Origin of the sequence: Trinickia mobilis (genome assembly GCF_017315705.1) — a bacterium.
GTDB classification, from domain to species: Bacteria; Pseudomonadota; Gammaproteobacteria; order Burkholderiales; family Burkholderiaceae; genus Trinickia_A; species Trinickia_A mobilis.
In genome coordinates, this window is the sequence record NZ_JAFLRF010000001.1 from 328,394 (window position 1) to 351,922 (window position 23,529).

Sequence of the window (23,529 nt, forward strand, 5' to 3'; positions counted from 1 at the left end):
ATTCTTTGCCGCTCGGTCATTCGCCCGTCGTAGAGCGGACTCTCGCGGAACCTGCTTTGCGTTTCTGCCGTCATGATACGTCTCCTTCATTCACAATATATATCTGATATATTAGTTGATCACCAAGAATATGCAATACCTTGACGCACTTACACCGCTAGGGATTTCCCCAACTCGCCTTCGAACGCGTTATGCAGGATCCGCGCGTACGCTGCCTTCACGTCCGGCACGGGAAATGCTCTGGCAAGCCTCGTGACGCCCAGTGCGTCCTCGAGGAGAGACGGAAGAGAGGCCTTCTCGATGCCGATCTTCTTCAACGTCGTCGGAATACCGACGGCCCCGATCAAGGAGCGGATCTGCCCGCAGAGCTCACCAATGGCATGGCCAGGATCGGAGGAGTCGATGCCGAAAATCCGGGCGACATCCAGGAGTTCCTCTGCTCGCGTTCCAGCCAGCTCCGCCAGCACATAAGGCAACATCACGGCATTCGTTGTCCCATGAGAGCGATGCGTCGCGCCGGCAACGGCGTAGGCAATGCCATGGACGGCATTCAGGCCCGCGCTGCCGTATGAAAGCGCCGCGTAGAGGCTCGCGTAGCACATGCCGGTACGCGCCTCGATGTCGGCACCATCGTCATAGGCTCTCTTCAGGTATCTGGCACACAGGGAAATCGCTTCGCGCGCGAATATCATGGTGAGCGATGAGCGCCCGCTGTAGCCGGGGTCCGCACTCCCGGCACGGTCAAATTTCGAAGAATCGAGCGTCAGGTAAGACTCGATCGCATGGGTAAAGGCGTCAATCCCTGCATCGGCTGTTACCTTGGGCGGGCAGCAATACGTAAATTCCGGATCGATAAGCGCGACCTGCGGACGCAACGAATTGTCCATTACCGCGACCTTCGTAGCGTTCTCCGGATCGACCAGAATGGCGCCAGGTGTTGCCTCGGAGCCCGTTCCGGCAGTCGTTGGCAATGCAACGAAAGGTATCGGGCGATCCGACGGACTGAGTCCTTTCACAAAATCATGAGTCGGGCGACCCGTTGGCAGTGTTATGCAAAGAACCTTGGCCAGATCGATGTTGCTCCCCCCTCCGAGCGCAATGACATGGTCAGGCACATGGCCGTCGAGCGCTGCGCGTATCGCTGCCGTGGCCTGGTCGCAGAGCGTGGTGGTAGGGTCCGGCGCCCCGCCATCGAATACCAGCGTCTCGATTCCGAGCGCACGCGCCGCCGACACATACTCTTCCACCCAGGGGGTGTGTCCGGAAAAGAATGTATCCGTCACGAGTACCCCTTGCCGATACCCCAACCGCGCAACGAGAGCCGGAAGCTGCGCCCGACTCCCCGCACCGATGATCAACCGTCCCGGGGGACAGAAATGAACCCTATCGTCTACTCTCATGTTGTCTCCGCATCAAACTTGCCGGGACAGAACGTCTCGAAGCAACGTCGATATCGCGCTAGCGTGCGTCACCGGCAGGCTATGACCGCCCCCCAGAATTTTCACCGTTGACCCACGGATGGCGCTCGCAAGCATGTGGGCGCACTCGAGCGGACATTGATCGTCCGCAGCGCCATGCACGACATGGGTGGGAATCGCGATCGATGGAAGGATCGCCGTTTGGTCCGTGTCCCGGATCGCCTCCCACGTCCACGCGACCGCATCGTGATCTGCCGCTTCGCCGAGCTTCAGCTTGCGTTCACGCGCGCCGATCTCGTCCATCAGCGCGGCCCTCCCGGTTGCCTGGAACCAGGCCACATTGCGCACGGCGGGTGTACCCGAGGCCAGAATCACTCCACTCGGCTGATGCGCGCCCGCACGCGACAGGTACTCCAGCGACACCGACACGCCCATGCTCCACCCTGCCAGCCAGTACTCCCGCCCAGCGACGCACGAATCGATGACTTCGCCTAGATCGTCCGCAAAACACCTCAGTTGGTAATCGGCTACGCAGGCACCACGGGGCGCGCCGCCCCGTCCTCGTAGATTCGGGAGGACGAACGTCGCTTCGCCGTCCAGCCGCCCGGCGACGGGCTCCCATACCTTTCGCGTACCCTGGATTCCATGCACGGCAACAACGAGCGCCGGCCCTCTCCCGCATATCTTTACGTCCACACCTTCCTCCGCATATACGTATTGCATATGTGTAATATGTTAGTCGAACATTACGGATATGTGAAGATGGGATTGCCACAAAGATGACTTGCGGAATGCGATAGAACCGGTGGCGGATGATTCCCTCGAAAACGAGACTGTTGCGCAACTTGTGAGGCTGGTTCTTCGAAAAGGGAGCTTATTCCGCTCTGCGTTCCTCAATAGAATCCGCGACTGACCAAGTAGCAGCACTCATTCATAGCAAGGCAACGCGTGCACGCAGTCGCGAATGCGCTGCTGCTCCAGGCGCGAATCGTCATGAAACACATCAGACAATACTTCGTCCTGCCGGCGCTCAACCGCCGGCTATCGTCCATTCTCGACTTCGTGTATTTGGACAGGCGGATGCTCGTTCACGTCGTGAAAACGGTGATCGCGGCCTGTATGGCGGCGGGACTCGCGATGCTGCTCGAACTCCCGCAGCCGCGAACCGCGATGACGACATCCGACCAGACTAAGGCGAATTCTTTGCTGTCTGCATTTTCTACGATTCGTTTTGCAGGACAGCGACTCTCCGCTTAACACCTGACGTTTCCAAATATTCGTCCAATAACCGTGACGGTCCCTTGAGACGGACGTTGTTAATTCCGCGTATTGGGTGGGATAGGCTTAACGCCTTCCTTCCATTCAATAAGGTCAACCGATGAACATTTCAAAGATCACGGTGCTTTGCGCTTTTACGATCCTGTTATTCGGCGGATGCGCGTCAGAAGTCGGCACAGCTGGCATAGCCCGGCCGGATACCGATCAACATGTCAGCGCCGAGGACCCTGCGCATTCGACAGCCGCTACGCAGCCTGCGAGTCCCAGTAGCGAAGAATGTGTGGGTCCAGTGAGCTTCTGCAACATCTTCTTCGGCAGCTAACTTGCTTGACCATCCGGACCGCTATCCGCAGCGGCAACGGTCGTATAAGACCGCAGTTGCGATCGGGTGGCGCAGACACCGCGCCACCCGATTTCTTACGATACTCGAAAATCAGCTTCGTGACGCCTCGAAAGCGAGGGCGTCCTGACCTGACGCCGGCAACGCGTCGGCTAGAACCGGTGCTTGAGACCGACAGCCACGACCACCTGCTGGTTGCTCGTAGCCGGGGTCAGCGTATAGACACCCGCGTCGAACGCCGAGATGCCGTTGCCCCCGCCAACACGCTGGTAGACACCTTCGAGGTACACATCAGTGCGCGACGAGAACAGATAGTCGGCCTGCGCCATCACCTGATTCCAGTGCGGATGGGCATTGCCGGTCGACGACTCGAACGAGGCCATCGTGTACGTGTAAGACGCACCGAGGCTTAAGTTGGGACGTACGAAGTAGCGGCCGTTGACCTCGAAGTTGTCGAATTTGAGGTAGTTGCCGGCGCCGTTCGACGGACCGGGCAGCGCGCCGTTGCTCGTGCTGCCGCCGAACCAGAGGTTCGAAATGCTCTCGGTCGACGTATGCGTCCAGAGCAGGCCGACGGACGACTTGCCGAACATGTACTGCGCGCCCAAGCCGAACATCCGCTGCAAACCGCCCGTCGTCAAAGCATCGCCGTCGCCCGTGCTGACCGCGCCGCTCGCATTCTGTGCATTCGGGTTGCGGTTGATCTGCAGATAAGCAGCCGCCAAGTTGATCGGGCCGACCCCGTAGCTGATGCCCGCGCTGTATGCATTGTTGTTGGAGACTTGGCCGGCCTCGTTCGAGAACGCGTACATCGCGCCGACCTTCAGCCCATCGAACGAGGCGCTGCTGAACTTCACCGAATTGTTCAGGCGCAGGTCGTTGTTCAGGTTGTCGTTGTCGTACGGGTGCTCGGCAAGGTTGCCGCCAAAACCCGAACCCGTCGCGCTCAACGGCGCGAGATAGCTGACCATGAAGTCATATTGACGGCCCAGTGTCAGCGTGCCGTACTGGCTCGAGCTCAGACCCACCCACGCTTGGCGACCAAAGAGGTCGCCGCCATTCTTCAACGTGCCATTAGTCGAATTGAAACCGTTTTCCAACCAGAATACGGCGCTCAGTCCACCGCCGAGATCCTCAGTGCCACGCAGGCCCCAGCGCGGCGTATAAACGTTTCCTGCAAACTCCTGCCACTGAGTGCCGCCACCTGCCGCCGGATTCGCTGCGTTGACGCGCGCGTTGCTGCTATAGACGATGCCCGTGTCGATCAAGCCGAATAGCGTCACACTGCTCTGAGCATGCGCGGCGCTGGCGACCAGCATCGATGTTGCGACGGCGATATGCCGGTATTTCATGAAATCTCTCCTTGGTCCAATTAGATTCCGCTGCACTCAACGATTACTGCGATTGGTGAAGGGGCTGAGTATAGGAAGGAGCGGCGAGACGAAATACTTCGGAGATTGAAAGAGTGTGGTCAGCGTTGCGGGCAGAATAGGTCACAAAAGATTCACGTCCTGGGAAGCACGCGCATTGGGGCTCCGAGTCTTGCAACGTGGTGCGGGCAGCTACAAACGTTGCACAAGCGGCACGTTTTCATCTTCACTTGCGTTGTCCTGATACAACAACACATGCTCGATAGAGTGGCGTGTTCTGCCGTGCCGCTGCAATGTCATGCGGGGGCAGCGAGAGGCAGACGCACCTGGAATTTCGTCTCGCCGCCATGCGAAACAACGCTGATGGTGCCGTTGTGGCGCTGTACGACGGTCCGGTACGCGAGGTGAAGACCCAGACCGCTGCCCTTGCCTAGCGGCTTGGTGGTGAAGAAAGGCTCGAAGAGTCGAGGGACGATGTCGGCCGGGATGCCCGGTCCCGTATCCGCAATTTCGATCACCGCGAAGCCGCCGTCCCGACGCGAGTGAATGGTGAGCTGGCCATTGCCCTCCATCGCGTCGACCGCATTGTCGATCAGGTTGGTCCAAACCTGATTGAGTTCGCTGCCATAAGCCGGCACGAGCGGCAAGGTGCGGTCGTAGTCGCGCTTGACGATGACGCCCTGCTTCAGTTTGTGTCGCATGATCGTCAGCGTATCCTCGATGCCGTCGTGTATATCGACCTCCTGCAACGGGGCCTGGTCCATGTACGAATAGTCCTTCATGGCCTTCACGATCTCGGAGATACGGCCCGCGCCGATCCACGCCTGATTTGCCAGCGCGCGCAAATCCAGTGTCGCCGCCAGCCAGCGGATGCCCGCGCCAAACTGCTCGTGCGTCACGCTTTCAGCAACGGGCGCGAGATCGGCCGGAGCGAACCCGGCCGCCACCAGTTGCGGCGCGATAAGCCAAGGCTTCGCGATACCGGTTGCGGCGAGCCAATCGGCGAGCAGGTTCTCCGCCTCGCTTTGCCGCAACGCACCTTGAGGCGCCGCATCCACCGCAGGTGCGGCTCGGCTTGCCCAGCCATCCAGCCTGTCTACAACTTCCGCAGGCATCGCGCTCCGGCACAGTACGCGGGTCGTCTGGCGCAGACTGTCGAGCGCTTCGCGCATCCCGTCCGCGGCACGCGCGACGCCGGCGGCGGGATTGTTCAGTTCATGCGCAAGCCCGGCAGATAAGCGTCCGAGCGCTGCCAGCTTCTCCCCGTTGAGGACGAACATATCGTAGGCGCTGATGCGCGCGTACATCGAACGGAAAACATTCCTCCTGTAGGACTCGCACTCGTGTAGGAGGGTGCGCACCACTGCCGCGGAAAGCGCGACCAGATAGCAATCTGTCGCGGCGGAGAAGGTCAAGGGCACCGGCATTTCTGCAAGTAGCGACGTCTCGGCAACCAACGTCGGCGGGATGCGCCGGTCGTCGAACATTTGCCGTCCGCCGACCTGCTTTTCGGTCATGAGTTCACCCTCGAGCAGAATGAATTGATGCGTGACGAGCTGCCCTTCCCGCATCAGGATTTCCCCCCTTGCGAGGCGGCGTTCGCTCACCTTTGTGCTCAGCCATTGTCTTCGCTCCTCGGACAAGCCCGCGAAGTGCGGCATCGTGAACAGCGTGGACAGGTCGCTCATAGATTCGCCAGGTACTGGTGGATGAAATGCACCGCAATCGAACCCTCCCCAACGGCAGCGGCAACACGCTTGACGGAGTCCGCACGCACGTCGCCCGCCGCGAAGACGCCGGGAACACTCGCTTCGAGAAGGAACGGGTCACGTTCCAGTTGCCACCCCGATGGCTTTGTGCCCGTCTTGAGCCCGCTGCGCCCAGTCAACAGGAAGCCGTGCTCGTCCCGCTCGACGACCCCGCGCAGCCACTCCGTGCAGGGCGCAGCGCCGATGAAAACGAACAGACCGCCTGCAGTCACGGTATCCGAGCGCCCGGTCTGCAGGTCACGCAATGTGATCTCCGAGAGATGTCCCTGGCCGCCTACGCTCTCGACCTCGGTATTGGGCCGCACATGAATGTTCTCCGTTTTGTGTATCTGCTCGACCAGATAGTGCGACATGCCGGCGTTCAACGAGGGGCCGCGGCACAGGAGCGTCACCGACCTCGCGTACTTGGACAGGAACATGGCGCCTTGTCCTGCGGAATTGGCGCCGCCCACGATGTACACATCCTGGTTGGCACAGGCGAGCGCCTCCACCGTCGCCGCACCGTAGTAGACCCCAACTCCGGTAAGCTTCTGGACTCCGCGCGCTTCCAGCTTGCGATAGGACACGCCGCTCGCGACCATCAGAGCGAGACAGCTGACCTCCGATCCGTCGGATAGCTTGACGAACTTATAAGGCGCCTCGACACGCAAACCGACGGCGTGTTGAGTCAGGATCATTTCCGCGCCGAAACGCCTTGCCTGCATCAACGCGCGCCTCGACAATTCCGCGCCGCTTACACCCGCCGGGAAGCCGAGATAGTTGTCGATATGCGAACTGGTGCCGGCCTGCCCGCCGGGCGCGTCGCATTCGATGATCGCGACATGCAGTCCTTCCGATGCGCCATACACTGCCGCAGCCAGGCCGGCCGGTCCGCCGCCGACGATCACCAGGTCGTAGAACGGCGTAGTCGAGCGCGTGCGCAGCCCCACCTTCTCTGCGATCTGTCCGGTTGTCGGTTGTGCCATTGCCGTTCCGTCCTCGAACACGACGACGGGCAGTTGACGGAGCGCCGGACTCAGCGAGTTCAATAGCGGATCGGTCTCTTCGTGCCGTTCTACATCGAGCCAGCGATACGGGATGTGATTGCGCGCCAAGAAGTCGCGCAGCTGATGCCCTTGTGGCGACCAGCGGTGATCGAGCAGCCGGATGCCTTGAAATGCAGGCCGGAACGAGGCCTGCCAGTCCGCAAGCAGATCATCGAGCGCCGGATAGAAGTTCTGCTCGGGCGGATGCCAGGGCTTGAGCAGATACTGATCGAGATGCACCTTATTGATCGCCCGGATCGCGGCGTCCGTATCTGCGTAAGCGGTGAGCAGCACGCGCTTGGCTTCGGGAAATAGATCGATTGCCTGTTCGAGGAACTCGACACCGCTCATTTGCGGCATGCGCTGATCCGCAATGAAGAGCGCGACCGAGCGATTTTGCCGGCGCAGTTGCCGCGCCCCTTCGAGCGCGGCCTGACCCGACTCCATGCGCACGATCTGAAAATGCTCGCCATAGGCAGTCTGCAGGTCACGCGCGACTGCGCCGGCCACGATCGGGTCGTCGTCGACGGCGAGGATAACGGGCTTTTCCATGACTTGTCGGCCGCACAGATCGCCTGTTCGCGCGAGCGAAAGGTCAAGCGACGCGCGGTTCATACTCCGATTACATTGATGGACCCGGCGGATGTTGCAAACATTTTAGGCGCTGCTGCGCTCAAGTTATCCAGGCATTCCCCATCACCCAATGCCGCCCGTTCGACGCAAGGTTGCGTCCGCTCGGTTTTCGTTCATTCGCTACTTCACCTTTGAACGGCCGCCGGGCTTGAGGGTTTACCCCATATCCAACAACAATGCTTTCCTGGGCGCCGTCTTAATCTTCAGCGGCTACTTACCTAGACTGATGCCATCGATTACGAACAGGGCTGTTCGTAGCAGGACCCAAACACAGTCTGGAGGTAGTTACCATGAAGTCTCTGATTCAAGCCGTTGTTGTTGCCGCTGCTCTCGCCGCTCCTGTCGCCGTGTTCGCCCAGGCGAACCAGCCCGTCACCCGCGCGCAGGTGCGTGCCGAGTTGATCCAGCTCGAAAAGGCCGGCTATAACCCGGCCCGTGGCGAAGACCCCTATTACCCCGCCGACATTCAGGCTGCCGAAGCAAAGGTCGCTGCACAGAATGCCGCGACAGGCGTCGGCGGCGTCGCGAGCGGCTCGTCGGACGCGGGCCGCCCGGCCGGCTCGAAGGCTGACTGGGACTCGATGTACAACCATCCCTGACAGGGAACTGTCTGAGCGACAACAGAATGCTGATCGCGTGTCGAATATTGCTCTTCGAGATGCTCAAGGACTGCTATCGATTGTCCGATCAGCAAGCCGCGCCCGTTGTCGAGCACCGGCAATGAGCGTGCTGGGTTGAGCAAGCGCCGTTAAAAAACGCTCCAGGCGGTTCGTCTATCGGGTAAGCCCCAACGCGGCGGCGCCCAGGTGCGCCACGCTGCAACGCAGCGCGAGCGCATTGGCATTCGCCGCACGCAGGCCATATAACAAGAAGCAAGGTCCCTCACGGAGACAACATGAAGTTTCTTGTTGCCGACGACCATGAACTGATCCGCCAAGGCGTCAAGGGCCTCTTGCGCGGCCTCGATGCGGACGCCCAATTCGACGAAGCCGACAGTTGGGAGACCCTCGCCGCCGCCGCGCGCCCCGACGCCAACCACGACCTCGCGATCGTCGACCTGCACATGCCCGGCATGGCGGGCGCGGCCTCGCTCGAAGCGCTCCTGAAGGGAAATCCGGCGCTGCCGGTGGTCGTGCTGTCGGCCGAGGAGTCGCCCGATGAAATGCGCGCCGTGCTCGCCGCCGGCGCGCTCGGCTTCGTGCCGAAGCGGCAGCCCGCGAGCGTGATGCTCAAGGCGATCGAACTCGTGCTGTCGGGCGGCGCCTATGTGCCGATGGAGGCGCTGAGCCTGCTCGGCACGCATGGGGCGCCGTCCTCCGCCTCGTTGCAGCAAACGTCACCCGAAGCCTCGGGCGCCGGGCCCGCGGCAGCCGCTTCGTCCGGCATTCAAGCGCTGCAGCCGCACCAGCGGCATCTGATGGAAAACCTCTCGCCGCGTCAGCAGGACATCATGCGGCTCGTGCACCGGGGCTGGACCAACAAGATGATCGCCCGCGAACTCGGCATGGCCGAAGGCACCGTGAAGGTGCATCTCTCGGTGATCTTCAGGGCGCTGGCGGTCCGCAATCGCGCGACCGCGATCGCCGTCATCAACGGCTGGCTCGAGGCCGGGAAGACACTGTAAGCGGCGGCGGCAGCGCCTGCGGGAACGTTTCCGGCGGCGCAATGCCGGGCGCCGGCGCCGCCGCTTTGGACGCCGCGCCGCCCTTGGTGTCCGCATCGCGCCACGCCGTCTGCAGCGTGCGCAGCAGGCGCGCCGGATTCACGGGCTTGTGCAGGATCGGCACGCCTTCTTCGGCGAGCGCTTTCAGCTCAGGCGACGCCATATCGCCCGTAATCAGCAGCAGCACCGCGCGCTCCGCGCCGTGACGCGCAAGCGCGCCGCGCACGCGCTCGAGCGCGACGTTGCCCGCGCGGCCGTTGCCGAGCTGGTAATCGCACAGCACCGCATCGGGAGCGAAGCCCTCGGCGATCGCGCCGCAGGCCGCGTCTTCGTCCGCGACGCTCTTCACGACGCAGCCCCAGCGGCCGAGCAAACTGGCGACGCCTTCGCGAATCGCGGGTTCGTCGTCGATACACAATACGCGCCGCCCCGCGGCCGTCGCCGCGGACACGCCCGCGGGCGTGAACTCCGCCAAGCCCGTGACGACGCGGCCCGGATCCCCCGCGCGCACCGGAAAGCGAAACGTCGAGCCGCGCCCGGGCGCCGAGCGCATCTGCAGCTCGCCGCCGAGCAAGCCGATCAAGCGGCGCACCGTCGGCAGCCCGAGCCCGTGGCCGGGACGCGCGTCGCGCTCGGCGCTGGCGCCGCGGTAGAACTCCTCGAAGATGCGCTCCTGCTCGCCGGGCGGAATGCCCATGCCCGAATCGCGCACTTCGATAAAGCCGCCGTCGGCGCGACCCGCGCGCCGCAGTCCGACCCAGATCGAGCCCTCGTCGGTATAGCGCACCGCGTTCGCCACGAGATTGCCGAGCACGCGCTCGAGCAGCACCGGGTCGTCGTGAAGGACGATCGAAGTCGGCGCGATCCGCAATGCGAGCCCCTTGGCCGCGGCCTGCGGCCGGTACAGGCTGCCGACGCGCTCGAACAGCTCGGCGAGCCGGAAGTCCACGCGCATCACCTGCGTGACGCCGCTTTCGATGCGCGACAAATCCAGCACCTGATTGAAGAGCTGATTGAGCGCCTCGACATTGCGCACGACGTTCTCCGCGGCGCGCGCACGTTCGGCGCTCGGCGCGGCGGTATCGCCGAGCGACGCCGCGAGCAGTCCGATCGCATGAAGCGGCTGGCGCAAATCGTGGCTCGCGGCCGCAAAAAAGCGCGTCTTCGCCAAACCGGCCTCGACGGCCACGTGCTTTTGCAGCGCGAGCGATTCGGCGAGGCGCTGCTGATCGACACGCGCCTGCACCACGCTGCGAAAGAGCTTGCGATAGCTGATCGCATACAGGTTGATCGCGGAAAAGAAGAACAGCAGCACGATCCCGACGACGATCCGCTCGAACGAATGCGCGCTGAAATGCAGCGCGATCGCGGGCATCAGCAGCAGCGGAATGGCGATCGAGAAATTGAGCGTGTCGAAGCCGTTCGACATGAAGACGCCGGCGGCCAGCGTCACGAGCATCACCGTATGAAGGAGCGGCAACTCCGCTTGCGTGCTGTGAAACGCGAACCAGATCGAAAGCCCCGGCGCGCTATAGAGCAGCGCGCCGCGCAGCGCATGCAGGCTGATCCAGACGCGCGGCGGCAGCGCGGCGGGCCACCGCCGATGCCAGAGCCAGAGCGCTAGGCCAAGGCAATTCGCCGCCGCGTAGAACACGAACCACGCGTTGAAAAAGCGCAGCGCCGACATCTCCGCCCAATAAATCGACGTCAGCACCGCAATCGAAAACCAATGCGTGAAAAACGCGAGCAGGTCCTGCGCGTACAGGACCCGCACGAGGTCTTCGTCGATGGCGCGCTGGATCGGATCGGCCTGCATCGTGCGGCTTCCTTGTGAAGTCCGGCATGTTCGATGAGCTAGTGCCTGAGCCCTTGAAGAAAACCGCGGACGCGGCGGCGTTTTCGCGGTTTACCCGGAGTTTACCCATCGGCTACCACTTAATCCATATAGGCGGCGCCGGGTCCGAAAACCATACTGGCGGCACTTCTCTCGCGCGGCCGACGACCTTCGAGGTTTTCAGCGTTTCCTTCAACGCTGGTTCCGACACCGCGTCCTCCCCCCCCCAGATCTTCGACAAGACGGAGGCATCATGGGCACACTGATCGGCCACGACTTTGCCCGCAACGACAACGCGATCCTCCCCGACCTCTGGCGCCGCCGCAGCCAGCTGTCCGACGACGAGATGGTGTCGATGTGCGAGCTCGTGCAAAGTGCCCTGCGCGGCTACCATCCGCTCGAACTGCATGCGCTCGCCGAGGACAAGGAGGAGCTCGTCGCGCAGTTCATCTACGCCAAGGTGCTCCGGCTCGAACCCGGCCACGGCGAATCGCACGCGTGCCCGGATAGCGCGCCGTCCACGCGCTACGCGATCTGCGCGTACTTCCGCCGCTATCTGATCGACTGCCTGCGCAGCGCGAGCCATCAGCGCAACGTGTCGATGGAAATCGAGGGCATCGAGCAGGAAATCGACTCGCACGCGCGGGCGCTCGAAGATCCGGTCGACGGCGTGCTGATGCAATACGGCCTCGATGAAGCCCGCGTGCGCGACGCCGCGCACCGCTTCATCGCCGGCCTCGAAGCGCCCGAGCAGATCGTGCTCGCGGGCAGCCTCGGCTGGGGCTCCGAAGCGAAAGGCGGACTGTCGCGTATCGCGGCGCAGCATCGCGTGCCGTCGTATCACTATCGCGCAGTGAAGCTCGGCGTCACGATGAAAAAGACGGCCCAGGCCGACGATTTTTCCAATACGAAGATCGGCCGCTGGCTCGTCGACGACCTCGGCATCGATATCCACGTCGAGAATCGCGAGGTCATTCTGGTCGCGCTGAGCTTGCTCGCGGTCGAGGCGAGCGAGTGCCTCGTGAACGAGGCGGCTGCCTGATCCGCTGGATAAGCGCGATTCACGGCCTAAGATAGAGAAGCCGCGCCGCACGTCCCCTCTCTTTCTATAACCTTCGAGGTGGCCGCATGAACCGCCTGTCGAGTCCTTTGGAGGCGTTGGAGCCGCATTACGACGTGATCGTCGTCGGCTCCGGCTATGGCGGCGCCATCGCTGCAAGCCGCATGGCTCGCGCGCGGCGCCGCGTCTGCGTGCTCGAACGCGGGCGCGAATTCATGGCGGGCGACTACCCGGTGCATCCGGGGCAGGGCGCCGGCGCGGTCCAGTACAACCTCGACGACCGGCGGCTCGGCTCGGCGCTCGCGCTGATCGAGGTGCACGTGAACCAGGAAGTCAACGCGGTGGTCGGCTGCGGGCTCGGCGGCACGTCGCTGATCAACGCGAACGTCGCGCTGCACCCCGACGCGCGGCTCTGGGACGACCCGCGCTGGCCGGCAGCGCTGCGCGCCGACCAAGGGGGCATCGAAGCCGGTTATGCCCGCGCGCTGGCGATGCTTCAGCCGCAGCCGTGGCCCGCCGATTTCCCGCGCTTGCCGAAGCTAGACGCACTCGGACGGTCGGCCGAAGCGCTCGATATGAGCGCATCGTTCTACCGGCCGCCGATCACCGTCACGTTCAAGGACGGCACCAATGCGGCGGGCGTCGAGCAAAGCGCCTGCATCGGCTGCGGCAACTGCAATTCCGGCTGCAACTACGGCGCGAAGAACTCGACGCACATGAACTACCTGCCGGACGCCGTCGCGCACGGCGCCCAGATCTTCACGCAGGCGGCAGTGGATTCGGTCGAATGGGACGAAGCCGCGCGGCAATGGCGCGTCTACTACCAGTGGATCGATATCGGCCGGGAGGTATTCGACGGTGCCGAGCTGTTCACGACGGCGGACCACGTGATCCTGTCGGCGGGCACGCTCGGTTCCACCGCGATCCTGTTGCGGTCGCGAGAAAAACGCGGCCTCGCGTTGTCGGACCAGCTAGGCGCGCATTTCACCGGCAACGGCGACGTGCTCGCGTTCGCGTTCAACACGAATCACGAGATCAACGGCGTGGGCTGGGAGACGGCCGAGGAGGCAAAACGCGCACCGGCCGGCCCCGTGATCACCGGCATCGTCGACCATCGCGACACCAAAGACGTCATGGACGGCTTCGTCATCGAAGAAGGCTCGCTCGCCGCGCCGATCGGCACGGCGATGCTGGGCGTGCTCGGCATTGCCGCTCCCGCCGCGGGCGTGCCCGAGCCTGAAGACGATGCCGCCGGCGGCGCAGCGGAGCACGACGCGCTCGACGCCGCCGCACGCGAAGCGCTCTCGGCATTGCGCGGCCCGCACCACGGCGCGATGCGCAACACGCAAACGTTCCTGGTGATGGCCCACGACGACGCCGCGGGGCAGATCGTGCTGCAAGACGATCGCCCGCGCATCGCGTGGCCCGGCGCGAGCGAGCAGCCGATCTACCGCACGATCAACGAGACGCTCGAAGACGCGACTCGCGCGCTCGGCGGCACCTTCGTCGACGATCCGCTCGATACGCCGCTTTTCAAGAACCGCCTCGTCACGGTGCATCCGCTCGGCGGCTGCGCGATGGCGGACGACGCCGAACATGGCGTGGTCGATCATGCCGGCCGCGCGTTCAGCGGCGCCAAGGGCACCGGCGTGCATCGCGGTCTCTACGTGATGGACGGCGCCGTCATACCCTTATCGCTCGGCGTGAATCCGCTCTTGACGATTTCGGCGCTGGCCGAGCGCAACTGCGTGCAACTGGCCGCGGCCAACGGCTGGGCGATCGATTTCACGCGGGGCGGCCCGCGCGCCGCTGTTGCGCCGGCTCCCGAGCGCATCGGCCTGCGCTTCACGGAAACGATGGTCGGCACGTATACGCCCGCCGCCCCTGACGACGCCGAGCCGAGCCCGATGAGCTTCACGCTCACCGTCGACTCCGGCGACCTCCCCGCGATGCTCGCGAACCCACAGCACGAAGCGCCGATGGTCGGCACGCTGACGTGCGCGGCGCTGTCGAGCGAACCCATGACCATCGCCGAGGGGCGCTTCAATCTGTTCGTCACCGACCCGGCGCACGTCGACCAGCGCAACATGGTCTACCGGATGACGCTCGTCGCGGCCGAAGGCAAGCGCTACGGCTTCGTCGGCCGCAAGATCATCACGTTCAGCTCGCCGCTCGAGCTGTGGAAGCAGACGAACACGCTCTACGCCGAAGTGCGCGAAACCGCGGACGACGGCGCGCGCCTCGAGGGCCGCGCCACGCTCATCGTCACGGCCGGCAACTCGCTCAAGCAGCAAACGACGCTCGGCGTCACGAATGCGCCGACACTCGAAATGCGCCTGGCGTGGACCCTGCGTTTCGGCAAGTTCTTCGCGGACGTGCTGTTCGCCGAGTACGGCGGCATCGCCGCGCCGCTGCAATTCGCGGACCCCGATGTGCGTGCGCGCGAGCGTCGCCGGCTCAATGCCCCTGCGCCGGATACCCATTACTTCCGTACGCAGGACGGCAAGACGCTGCGCCTCACGCGCTATCGCGCGGGAAACAAAGGACCGTTGCTGCTGATCCACGGGTCGGGCGTATCGAGCGCCATCTTCACGACCGACATGATCGACACCAATCTGCTCGAGCACCTGTGCGCCGGCGGCTACGACGTCTGGCTCGTCGATCTGCGCGTCAGCATCGCGCTGCCGAGCGCGGCCGAGCCAACGACCGCCGACGCGATCGCCGCCTACGACATCCCCGCCGCCGTCGCGAAGGTCTGCGAGCTTTCCGGCGCCGCTTCGATCCACGTCATTGCCCATTGCCTCGGCGCGGTGACGCTGACGATGGCGCTCTTGAGCGGCCTCACGCGCGTGCGTTCGGCCGTGCTGTCGCAAGTGTCCGCGCATTTGATTCCCGAGCCGCTGGCGCGCGTGAAAGCCGGCTTGCACTTGCCGGAAATGCTCGATCATCTGGGCATAACCGGCCTGAGCGCCCTCGCCGAGCACGCGCGCTGGCCGGCGAACCTGCTTGACGAGGCGCTGCGGCTTTATCCGGTGGAACACGGCGAAGGCTGCCGCAGCGCGGTCTGCCATCGCGCGACCTTCATGTATGGGCAGGTCTACGAGCACGCGCAGCTCAATGACGTGCTGCACGAAAACTTGCAGGAGCTGTTCGGCGTGCACGACATGCGCCTTTTCGAACATCTGGCAGCAATGGTGCGCGCGGGGCACATCGTCAGAGCGGACGGCGAGGATGTTTATCTCGACGATTTGAGCGGCTTGGATCTGCCGATCACGTTCATTCATGGCGCGCTCAATCGCTGCTATCTGCCGGAGAGCACGCTGAAGACCTACGATTTGCTCAGGAGCGCCTACCCCGATCAGCGCTATGAGCACGTGCTGATCGACGGGTACGGCCATATCGATTGCATCTTCGGGCGCGATGCGGCCAGGCACGTGTATCCGTCGATCGCGCGGCATCTGGCCGCTCACGCCGCGTAGCGGCTCAGTAGGGCTTCGCAGGAATAAGTAAGGATAAAAAAGGATTGACGAAAGCCCGTCCGGTAAAACCCGCCAAACCAATGTTTTATTCTTTCAAATTAATTTCAATTAACAGAATAAGCCATTACGAATCCCATGCTGCAACGCGAAAATCCGACGAAACACGGTCAATTTTTCCTGTTACAGAAATGTGAAAAAGTTACCGAAATACGCGGTTAACTTTTTTGCGACATTTTATTGGGAACGGATTGATTTCCCGGAACCCCCTGCATACAATGCGTCTCACAGGTTGTTACAAGTTGTAACACCATGTATCAAAGATACACAAAGGAAGAGCAAACGTTAGCGCTCAACCGGGGGCATAAATACACGGTATAAATTACCGGACAAATAAATTCGGGGCTTCGGGAAGACAGAGAAATGGACCGCAGCAGCGAGACGCTGGATTCTATCCGCGAAATTAATTTGTCGTACATCATGCTCGCGCAGCGCATGCTGCGCGAGGATAAGCCGGTCGGAATGTTCCGCCTGGGCCTATCGTCGGAATTGGCCGATTTGCTTGCCAGTCTGTCGCTCGCGCAGATCGTCAAGTTGGCCTCTTCCGACCAGCTTCTCTGCTTCTTCCGTTTTAACGACCACTCGATGCTGTCGGCGCTCACGCAATCCGCGAAGAATGCGGATGTCGCTCCGACGCACGCTGCCATCCTGCTTGCCGGCCAACGGGCCGAACAGTTCGCATAAGGAGCGGGTCGTGACGCAAAGGAAGAGTCTTTCGGAAGACGCGCAAGAAGTCTTCCGCGCCATTGCTCTGATCGAGCTCGGCGCACGCATGCAGGTGCTCGAGAGCGAACTGACGCTGTCGCGCGACCGCATGATCCGGCTATACCGCGAGGTCAAGGGCGTGTCGCCGCCGAAAGGCATGCTGCCGTTCTCGGCCGACTGGTACATGACGTGGCTCGCGAACATACACGCGTCGCTCTTCTATAACACCTACCTGTTCTTGAAGAACGAAGCGCGCTGCTCGCATCTCGACGCGCTCACGAAGGGCTATCGCCTCTATCTCGAACACTGCAAGCACAGCGGCGCGGAAGCCGTGCTCGACCTGACGCGCGCCTGGACGCTCGTGCGCTTCTTCGACGCCGACATGCTCCAGCTCACGCGCTGCTGCCGTTGCAGCGGCAAGTTCGTCGCGCACAAGCACGATTTGCAGCACAACGTCGTATGCGGCGCATGCCAGCCGCCCTCGCGCGCCGGCAAGACGAAGAAAGCCGCCGCGGCCAAGGAAGCGGCCGAGCTGATCGAAATCCCAGCCATGGGCGAGACCGTGGCGGCCGGCGACACGGCGACCGTCGTGCCGTTGCCGATCACCGCACCGATGCCTCCTGGTCGGCCGGCGGTGGCGTGCGCCGCGTGACGCCAGGGTCTGTTCACGCGGCATGAGTTGACGCTCGCCTGGACCGGATCGAGGAGCCGCACGACCCCTCGATTCCGCGCTTGACTTACTGCTTCGCCACCTGTTGCGCAGCCGTATCGGCGGCCCCGACTGCCTCGGCCTGCGCACTCCCCCAACCACCGCCAAGCGCACGAATCAAATTGACCGTCGCCACCGCCTGCGCGCCGTTGAGCTGGCTTGCCTGAGTTTGCGCGAGCAGCACCGTGCGCTCGCCGTCGAGCACGTTGAGATAGTTCACCTCGCCTTCCTTGTACTGCGTGTCCGACAGATGCGACGCCCGCTCGGACGCCGCGACCGCGTCGTTCTGCTCGCGAATCTGATCGTCGAGCAAACGCAGATCCGAGAGGTTGTCCTCGACTTCGCGGAAGGCGACAAGCACTTGCTGACGATACTGCGCGACGTTCTCGTCATACTGCGCATTGGCCTGCTCGACGCCGGCCTTGCGGCGGCCGCCGTCGAACAACGGCAAGGTCAACGCGGTTCCGGCAAACGGCCCGAGCAGGAACGCGCGGCTCGACCACTTGAACAAATCGCCCAAGCTCGCCGACTCGTAGCCGAACGCGCCCGTGATATCGAGCTGCGGGAAATACGCGGACTTCGCGAGACCGATGCGCGCATTCGCCGCCTGCATCGCGCGCTCCGCCGCCGCGATATCGGGGCGGCGCTCGAGCAGCGCGGACGGCAAGCCGGGCGGCACGCGCACCGTCACCGGATCGAGCGGCGTCTCCGCGAACGAGAAGTCGGCGGGCGCTTTGCCGAGCAGAATCGCGAGGCTATGTTCCGAAGCCGCGCGCTGCCGCGCGATGCCGACCGCGTCCGCGCGCGCGGTCGCGAGCGAGTTCCGCGCCTGCGCGACATCGAGCTCGCTGATGTCGCCTTCCTTGAAGCGCTGCTCGACGAGCTTCAAGCCGTCTTCACGCAGCGCGACCGTGCGGCGATACAGGTCCTGCTCCGTATCCAGCTCGCGAAGCGCGAAGTAGTTCGCCGCGACATCCGCTTGCAGCGAAAGCTGCACCGAACGGAACAGCGCTTCGCTTTGCTGCGCATCGGCACGCGATGCCGCGACGTTCGAGCTGACGCGGCCGAACAAGTCCGCCTCGTACGAGACGGTCGTCTGCGCGCGCCATAGCGTCGTCTGCGGGCCTGGCGCGTTTTCCGGCAGGAATTGCGAAGCCGGAGACGCATGTTCGCGCGTCGGGCCGAAGCCCGCATCGACCTGCGGGAACCATGCGGAGCGCGCCGAAGCGAGCAGCGCGCGCGATTGCTGCACGCGTGCGGCCGCCGCCTTCAAATCCTGGTTGGCGGCCAGCGCCTGCTCTTCGAGATCGTCGAGCTTCGCATCGCCGAAGATCGTCCACCACTGACCGCGATGCGCGGCATCGGCCGGCTCGGCGACTTTCCAGGTCCCCGCGTTTTGCGCGTTGACGACCGGCGCTTCCTTGAATGCGGCCGGCGGCTCGACGTCAGGCCTCTGATACTTCGGTCCGACCGCGCAGGCGGCGAGCAAGCCGAGCATCAATCCGCTCAGGAGCGCCCCGCGCGCCATGCGCGTCCAGCCGGCAACCGAATCCAATCGTTTCATTGTTTTTCCTCAATCCGTAGCCGGCATGCCGATATGCGGCGAATCCTTTTGTGCGACGTGGATCTTGCCGCCGGCGAGCGTGCGCAGCACCACGTAGAACACCGGTGTCAGCATCAAGCCGAACAGCGTCACGCCGAGCATCCCGAAGAACACGGCCACGCCCATCGCGTGCCGCATCTCCGAACCCGCGCCCGACGACAGCACGAGCGGCACCACGCCCATGATGAAAGCGATCGACGTCATCAGGATCGGGCGCAGCCGCAGGCGGCTCGCTTCGATTGCCGCGGCAAGCGGCGTGCGTCCGTCGTGTTCGAGTTCGCGTGCAAACTCGACGATCAGGATCGCGTTCTTCGACGCGAGCCCCACCAGCACCATCAGGCCGATCTGCGTGAAGATGTTGTTGTCGCCGTGCGTGAGCCACACGCCTGCCAATGCGGACAGCACGCTCATCGGCACGATCAGAATCACCGCGAGCGGCAGCGTCAGGCTTTCATACAACGCCGCGAGCACGAGGAACACGAGCAGCACGCTGATCGGGAACACCCAGATCGCCGAATTGCCGGCCAGCACCTGCTGATACGTCAGGTCGGTCCATTCGAACTTCACGCCGCGCGGCAGCGTTTCGTGCGCGATCCGCTCGATGGCGGCCTGCGCCTGTCCCGACGAATAGCCGGGTGCCGGACCGCCGTTCACGTCCGCCGCCGTATAGCCGTTGTAGCGCACCACCATCTCCGGGCCGAACGTCGGCGACACCTTCACGAGCGACGAGAGCGGCACCATGTCCCCGGATGCGTTGCGCGTCTTCAGGTTCAAGATGTCGTCGGGGTGGGCGCGGAACGGCGCATCCGCTTGCACGCGCACCTGGTACACGCGGCCGAACCGGTTGAAGTCGTTCACGTACAGCGAGCCGAGATAGATCTGCATCGTGTCGAACACGTCCGTCACCGGCACGCCGAGCTGCTTCGCTTTCACGCGGTCCAGATCGACGTTCAATTGCGGCACGTTGATCTGATAGCTCGTGAAGAGCGGACCGAGCTCCGGCGCCGATTGCGCGCGCTTGATGAACACCTGCGTCGCGTCGTCGAGCTGCGCATAGCCGAGTGCGCCGCGATCTTCGATCTGCAGCTTGAAGCCGCCTAGCGTGCCGAGGCCGAGCACCGGCGGCGGCGGGAACACGGCGATGAACGCGTCCTTCATGCCCGAATACTGCTGATTGAGCGCACCCGCAATCGCCCCTGCCGACAACGCCTTCCCCTTGCGCTCGTCGAACGGCTTGAGCGTGACGAACACGATGCCCGCGCTCGAGCTGTTCGTGAAGCCGTTCACCGACAAGCCCGGGAACGCCACCGCGCTTTCGACGCCCGGCTGCTTGAGCGCCACGTCGCCCATGTCGCGAATCACTTTCTCCGTGCGGTCGAGCGATGCGCCGTTAGGCAGTTGCGCGAACGCGATCAGATACTCCTTGTCCTGCGCGGGCACGAAGCCGCCGGGCACGATGTGCGTGACGAACACCGCCGCGCCGAGCAGCACCGCGTAGACGCCGAGCATCGCCGCCTTGCGGCCCAGCACGTTGCGCACGCCCTTGCCGTAAGCGGCCGAACCGCGCTGGAACACCTTGTTGAACCCGGCGAAGAAACGGCCGAGCACACGGTTCATCCCACGCGTGAGCCAATCTTCGGGCGCATCGTGTCCGCGCAGCAGCAAGGCGGAAAGCGCCGGCGACAGCGTCAGCGAGTTGAACGCGGAGATCACCGTCGAGATCGCGATGGTCATCGCGAACTGCTTGTAGAACTGACCCGTCAAGCCGCTCATGAACGCAAGCGGAACGAACACGGCGACGAGCGTGAGCGCAATCGCGATGATCGGCCCGCTCACTTCGCGCATCGCCTTATAGGTCGCTTCCCGCGCGCTCAAGCCCTCTGCGATGTTGCGCTCGACGTTCTCGACCACCACGATCGCGTCGTCGACCACGATCCCGATCGCGAGCACCATCCCGAACAGCGATAGCGCGTTGATCGAAAACCCGAACGCGAGCAAGAGCGAGAACGTGCCGATGATCGATACCGGCACCGCGACGAGCGGAATGATCGACGCGCGCCACGTTTGCAGAAACACGATCACGACGATCACGACGAGCGCAATCGCTTCGAGCAGCGTGTGCACGACGGCGTGGATGCTCGAGCGCACGAACTGCGTCGGGTCGTAGACGATCTTGTAGTCGACGCCCGCCGGGAAGTCCTGCTTCAAGTCCTTCATCGCCTCGCGAACCTGATCGGAGATCTGCAGCGAGTTCGCGCCCGGCTGTTGGTTAATGGCAAGCGCCACGGCAGGCTTGTTGTCGAGCAGCGAGCGCAGGCCGTATTCCGACGCGGCCAGCTCCACGCGCGCCACATCGCGCAGACGTGTCACGCCGCCGTCCGGCGAGGTCTTCAGGATGATGTCGCGAAACTGCTCTTCCGTTTGCAGACGCCCGCGCGCATTCACCGACAGTTGCAGCGGCACGTCCGGCCCCGAAGGCGAACCGCCGATCACGCCCGCCGCCACCTGCACGTTCTGCTCGCGGATCGCGTTGACCACGTCCGTGGCGCTCATGTTGTGCTCCGCCACCTTCTGCGGATCGAGCCACACGCGCATCGCGTAGTCGCCCGAGCCCCAAAGCTGCACTTCGCCCACGCCGGCAATCCGCTCGAGACGATCCTTCACGTTGATCAGCGCGTAGTTGCGCAGATAGGTCATGTCGTAGCGGTTGTCCGGCGAGATCAAGTGCACGACCATCGTGAGCGTCGGCGAGCTCTTGATCGTCGTGACGCCGAGGCGCTGCACGTCGTCGGGCAGACGCGGCAGCGCTTGCGACACGCGGTTCTGCACGAGCTGCTGCGCCTTGTCCGGATCGGTGCCGAGCTTGAACGTGACCGTCAGCGTGAGGTTGCCGTCGCTGTTCGCCTGCGACTGCATGTACAGCATGTTCTCGACGCCGTTGATCTGCTCTTCGAGCGGCGAAGCCACCGTCTCGGCGATCACCTTCGGGTTCGCGCCCGGATACTGCGCGTGCACGACCACCGAAGGCGGCACGACCTCGGGATACTCGGAGATCGGCAGCTGGAACAGCGCGATCACGCCGGCCAGCAGGATCAGGACCGATAGCACCCCTGCAAAGATCGGCCGATCGATAAAGAATTTGGATATGTTCATGTTGCCTCCCGTCCCCCAAGGGGACTTCCTTCGGGGCGCCGAGCTGCCTCAAGGGAGGCAACAGCCCCCTCGGGGGGCAGCGAACGAATGTGAGCGTGGGGGTAGTTCACGAGTGCCTCTGAGTGTTTGAGCGCTGGCTAAATGCATGGCCTGCAGCCAAATGCACGCACCGCGACGCTCAAGAGTTCGTCTCTTTCGATGCCGTGCGCTGCGCAAGCGGCGCGGCCTTCGCGCCGTTCGACGCATTCGCATTCGCGCCGGCCGCATTCGGATCGCTGTCGTCCGTCATCGGCACCATATGCACGCGCACCTCGGCGCCAGGACGCACGCGCTGCATGCCGTTGACGACGATCCGGTCGCCCGGCTTCAGCCCCGCGGTAATGACGCGCAAGTTGCCCTGCTGCTGGCCGAGCGTGACCTCGCGATACGACACGCGGCCGCTTGCGTCGACGGTCAGAACGTACTTCTTGTCCTGATCGGTGCCGATCGCCACGTCGTCGACGAGCAGCGCCGGATGCGGCGCACCGCCGCCGACCTTGATCCGCGCGTAGAGGCCGGGCAAGAGCGCGCCGTCCGCGTTGTCGAAACGCGCGCGCACGCGGATCGTGCCCGACGACGTATCGAGCCGGTTGTCGACCGACGCGATCGTGCCGCTGCGCGAATAGCCCGCTTCGTTCGCGAGACCGAGCTCGACCGGCACGCTGCCGCCGCTTCTCGCGTTGCCGATATATTGCAGATAGGTCTGCTCGTCGACGTCGAACGATGCGTAGATCGGCGAGACGGAAACGAGCGTCGTCAACGCCGGCGAGCTCGCGCCCGCGGACACGATGTTGCCGAGCGTGATCTCGGCGCGCGACACGCGGCCCGACACGGGCGCGACGATCTTGGTGTAGCCGAGATTGATCTGCGCGGTTTCGAGCGCGGCTTGCGCGGCCTTCAGGTTCGCGGCCGCTTCGCGCGCGTCGTTCTGCTTCTGGTCGTAGTCGCGCTTGGCGATCGCGTTATCGGCGATCAGGCGCTGCGCGCGCTCCCAATCGCTTTGCGTGTAGCCGACGCGCGCCTGCGCGGCAGCGAGCTGCGCCGCCGCGCGGTCGACTTCGGCCTGATAGGGACGCGGGTCGATCACGAACAGCACGTCGCCTTTTTTCACGAGCGCGCCGTCCTTGAAGTTCACCGACACGATCGTGCCCGACACGAGCGGCCGGATCTCGACTCGATCGACCGCTTCCATCCGGCCCGAATACGATTGCCAATCGGTGACGGTTCTGTTCAGAACATTGGCGACGTCGACTTCCGGTGCCATGGACGGCGCCGCCGCGTGAGCGGGTGAGCTGGCATTCACGCGCATCGCCCCGAACGTGCCGAGCGCGGCAATGATGAGCGTTGCAGTCACGGCTAGCGCGATGCGCGAGCGAGTAAAACGCTGAGACATG

General features: G+C 63.7%; 16 protein-coding genes. 7 read left to right on the top strand and 9 right to left on the bottom strand.

Annotated features, from left to right (window positions below):
• Window positions 1-149: 149 nt before the first annotated feature.
• Window positions 150-1,400, bottom strand: coding sequence for an iron-containing alcohol dehydrogenase (locus J3489_RS01550; RefSeq protein ID WP_206995474.1), 1,251 nt, complete (start codon window positions 1,398-1,400; stop codon window positions 150-152).
• A gap of 12 nt (window positions 1,401-1,412) precedes the next feature.
• Entirely contained in the window at window positions 1,413-2,114 is a 702-nt protein-coding gene (locus tag J3489_RS01555) for an alpha/beta fold hydrolase (RefSeq protein ID WP_206995476.1), read from the bottom strand.
• A 252-nt stretch (window positions 2,115-2,366) separates the two neighbouring features.
• Here J3489_RS01555 and J3489_RS38705 point away from each other — a divergent pair, with 252 nt between their 5' ends.
• Window positions 2,367-2,675, top strand: coding sequence for an FUSC family protein (locus J3489_RS38705; RefSeq protein WP_374193415.1), 309 nt, complete (start codon window positions 2,367-2,369; stop codon window positions 2,673-2,675).
• A gap of 513 nt (window positions 2,676-3,188) precedes the next feature.
• On the opposite strand, the gene J3489_RS01565 is transcribed toward J3489_RS38705, so the two are convergent.
• The 3 genes from J3489_RS01565 to J3489_RS01575 all read right to left on the bottom strand — a co-directional run bounded on the left by J3489_RS01565 (window position 3,189) and on the right by J3489_RS01575 (window position 7,752).
• Entirely contained in the window at window positions 3,189-4,388 is a 1,200-nt protein-coding gene (locus J3489_RS01565) for a porin (RefSeq protein WP_206995478.1), read from the bottom strand.
• 314 nt (window positions 4,389-4,702) lie between these two features.
• Entirely contained in the window at window positions 4,703-6,094 is a 1,392-nt protein-coding gene (locus J3489_RS01570; protein ID WP_206995480.1) for an ATP-binding protein, read from the bottom strand.
• Window positions 6,091-7,752, bottom strand: a complete 1,662-nt coding sequence (locus J3489_RS01575) for an FAD-dependent oxidoreductase (RefSeq protein WP_206995481.1) — start codon at window positions 7,750-7,752, stop codon at window positions 6,091-6,093. The genes J3489_RS01570 and J3489_RS01575 overlap by 4 nt, the downstream gene beginning before the upstream one ends.
• Before the next feature lie 371 nt (window positions 7,753-8,123).
• Here J3489_RS01575 and J3489_RS01580 point away from each other — a divergent pair, with 371 nt between their 5' ends.
• Both J3489_RS01580 and J3489_RS01585 read left to right on the top strand, forming a co-directional pair.
• The gene (locus tag J3489_RS01580) at window positions 8,124-8,432 is read left to right on the top strand and encodes a DUF4148 domain-containing protein (RefSeq protein ID WP_206995482.1); all 309 of its coding nucleotides are present in this window, start codon (window positions 8,124-8,126) and stop codon (window positions 8,430-8,432) included.
• 296 nt (window positions 8,433-8,728) lie between these two features.
• Complete coding sequence (locus tag J3489_RS01585) at window positions 8,729-9,457, top strand: response regulator transcription factor (RefSeq protein ID WP_206995483.1); 729 nt, start codon at window positions 8,729-8,731, stop codon at window positions 9,455-9,457.
• Here J3489_RS01585 and J3489_RS01590 read toward each other — a convergent pair.
• On the bottom strand, window positions 9,423-11,312 hold the full coding sequence (locus J3489_RS01590; RefSeq protein WP_206995484.1) for an ATP-binding response regulator: 1,890 nt from the start codon (window positions 11,310-11,312) through the stop codon (window positions 9,423-9,425). The genes J3489_RS01585 and J3489_RS01590 overlap by 35 nt on opposite strands.
• Before the next feature lie 271 nt (window positions 11,313-11,583).
• Between J3489_RS01590 and J3489_RS01595 the strand changes: the two genes are divergently transcribed.
• The 4 genes from J3489_RS01595 to flhC all read left to right on the top strand — a co-directional run bounded on the left by J3489_RS01595 (window position 11,584) and on the right by flhC (window position 17,283).
• The gene (locus J3489_RS01595) at window positions 11,584-12,372 is read left to right on the top strand and encodes a hypothetical protein (RefSeq protein ID WP_206995486.1); all 789 of its coding nucleotides are present in this window, start codon (window positions 11,584-11,586) and stop codon (window positions 12,370-12,372) included.
• An 86-nt stretch (window positions 12,373-12,458) separates the two neighbouring features.
• Window positions 12,459-15,869 (top strand): alpha/beta fold hydrolase, encoded by a 3,411-nt coding sequence (locus J3489_RS01600; protein WP_206995488.1) that lies wholly within the window; start codon window positions 12,459-12,461, stop codon window positions 15,867-15,869.
• Window positions 15,870-16,289: 420 nt separating this feature from the next.
• A complete protein-coding gene (gene flhD / locus J3489_RS01605) occupies window positions 16,290-16,610 on the top strand; it encodes a flagellar transcriptional regulator FlhD (RefSeq protein WP_206995490.1) in 321 nt (106 codons plus the stop codon).
• Window positions 16,611-16,620: 10 nt separating this feature from the next.
• The gene (flhC, locus tag J3489_RS01610) at window positions 16,621-17,283 is read left to right on the top strand and encodes a flagellar transcriptional regulator FlhC (RefSeq protein ID WP_309491312.1); all 663 of its coding nucleotides are present in this window, start codon (window positions 16,621-16,623) and stop codon (window positions 17,281-17,283) included.
• Between the two features lie 85 nt (window positions 17,284-17,368).
• Here flhC and J3489_RS01615 read toward each other — a convergent pair whose 3' ends face one another.
• The 3 genes from J3489_RS01615 to J3489_RS01625 all read right to left on the bottom strand — a co-directional run bounded on the left by J3489_RS01615 (window position 17,369) and on the right by J3489_RS01625 (window position 23,528).
• A complete protein-coding gene (locus J3489_RS01615; protein ID WP_206995492.1) occupies window positions 17,369-18,904 on the bottom strand; it encodes an efflux transporter outer membrane subunit in 1,536 nt (511 codons plus the stop codon).
• A 9-nt stretch (window positions 18,905-18,913) separates the two neighbouring features.
• Window positions 18,914-22,096 (bottom strand): efflux RND transporter permease subunit, encoded by a 3,183-nt coding sequence (locus tag J3489_RS01620; protein ID WP_206995494.1) that lies wholly within the window; start codon window positions 22,094-22,096, stop codon window positions 18,914-18,916.
• Between the two features lie 178 nt (window positions 22,097-22,274).
• Window positions 22,275-23,528 (bottom strand): efflux RND transporter periplasmic adaptor subunit, encoded by a 1,254-nt coding sequence (locus tag J3489_RS01625; RefSeq protein WP_242539692.1) that lies wholly within the window; start codon window positions 23,526-23,528, stop codon window positions 22,275-22,277.
• Window position 23,529: the final 1 nt, after the last annotated feature.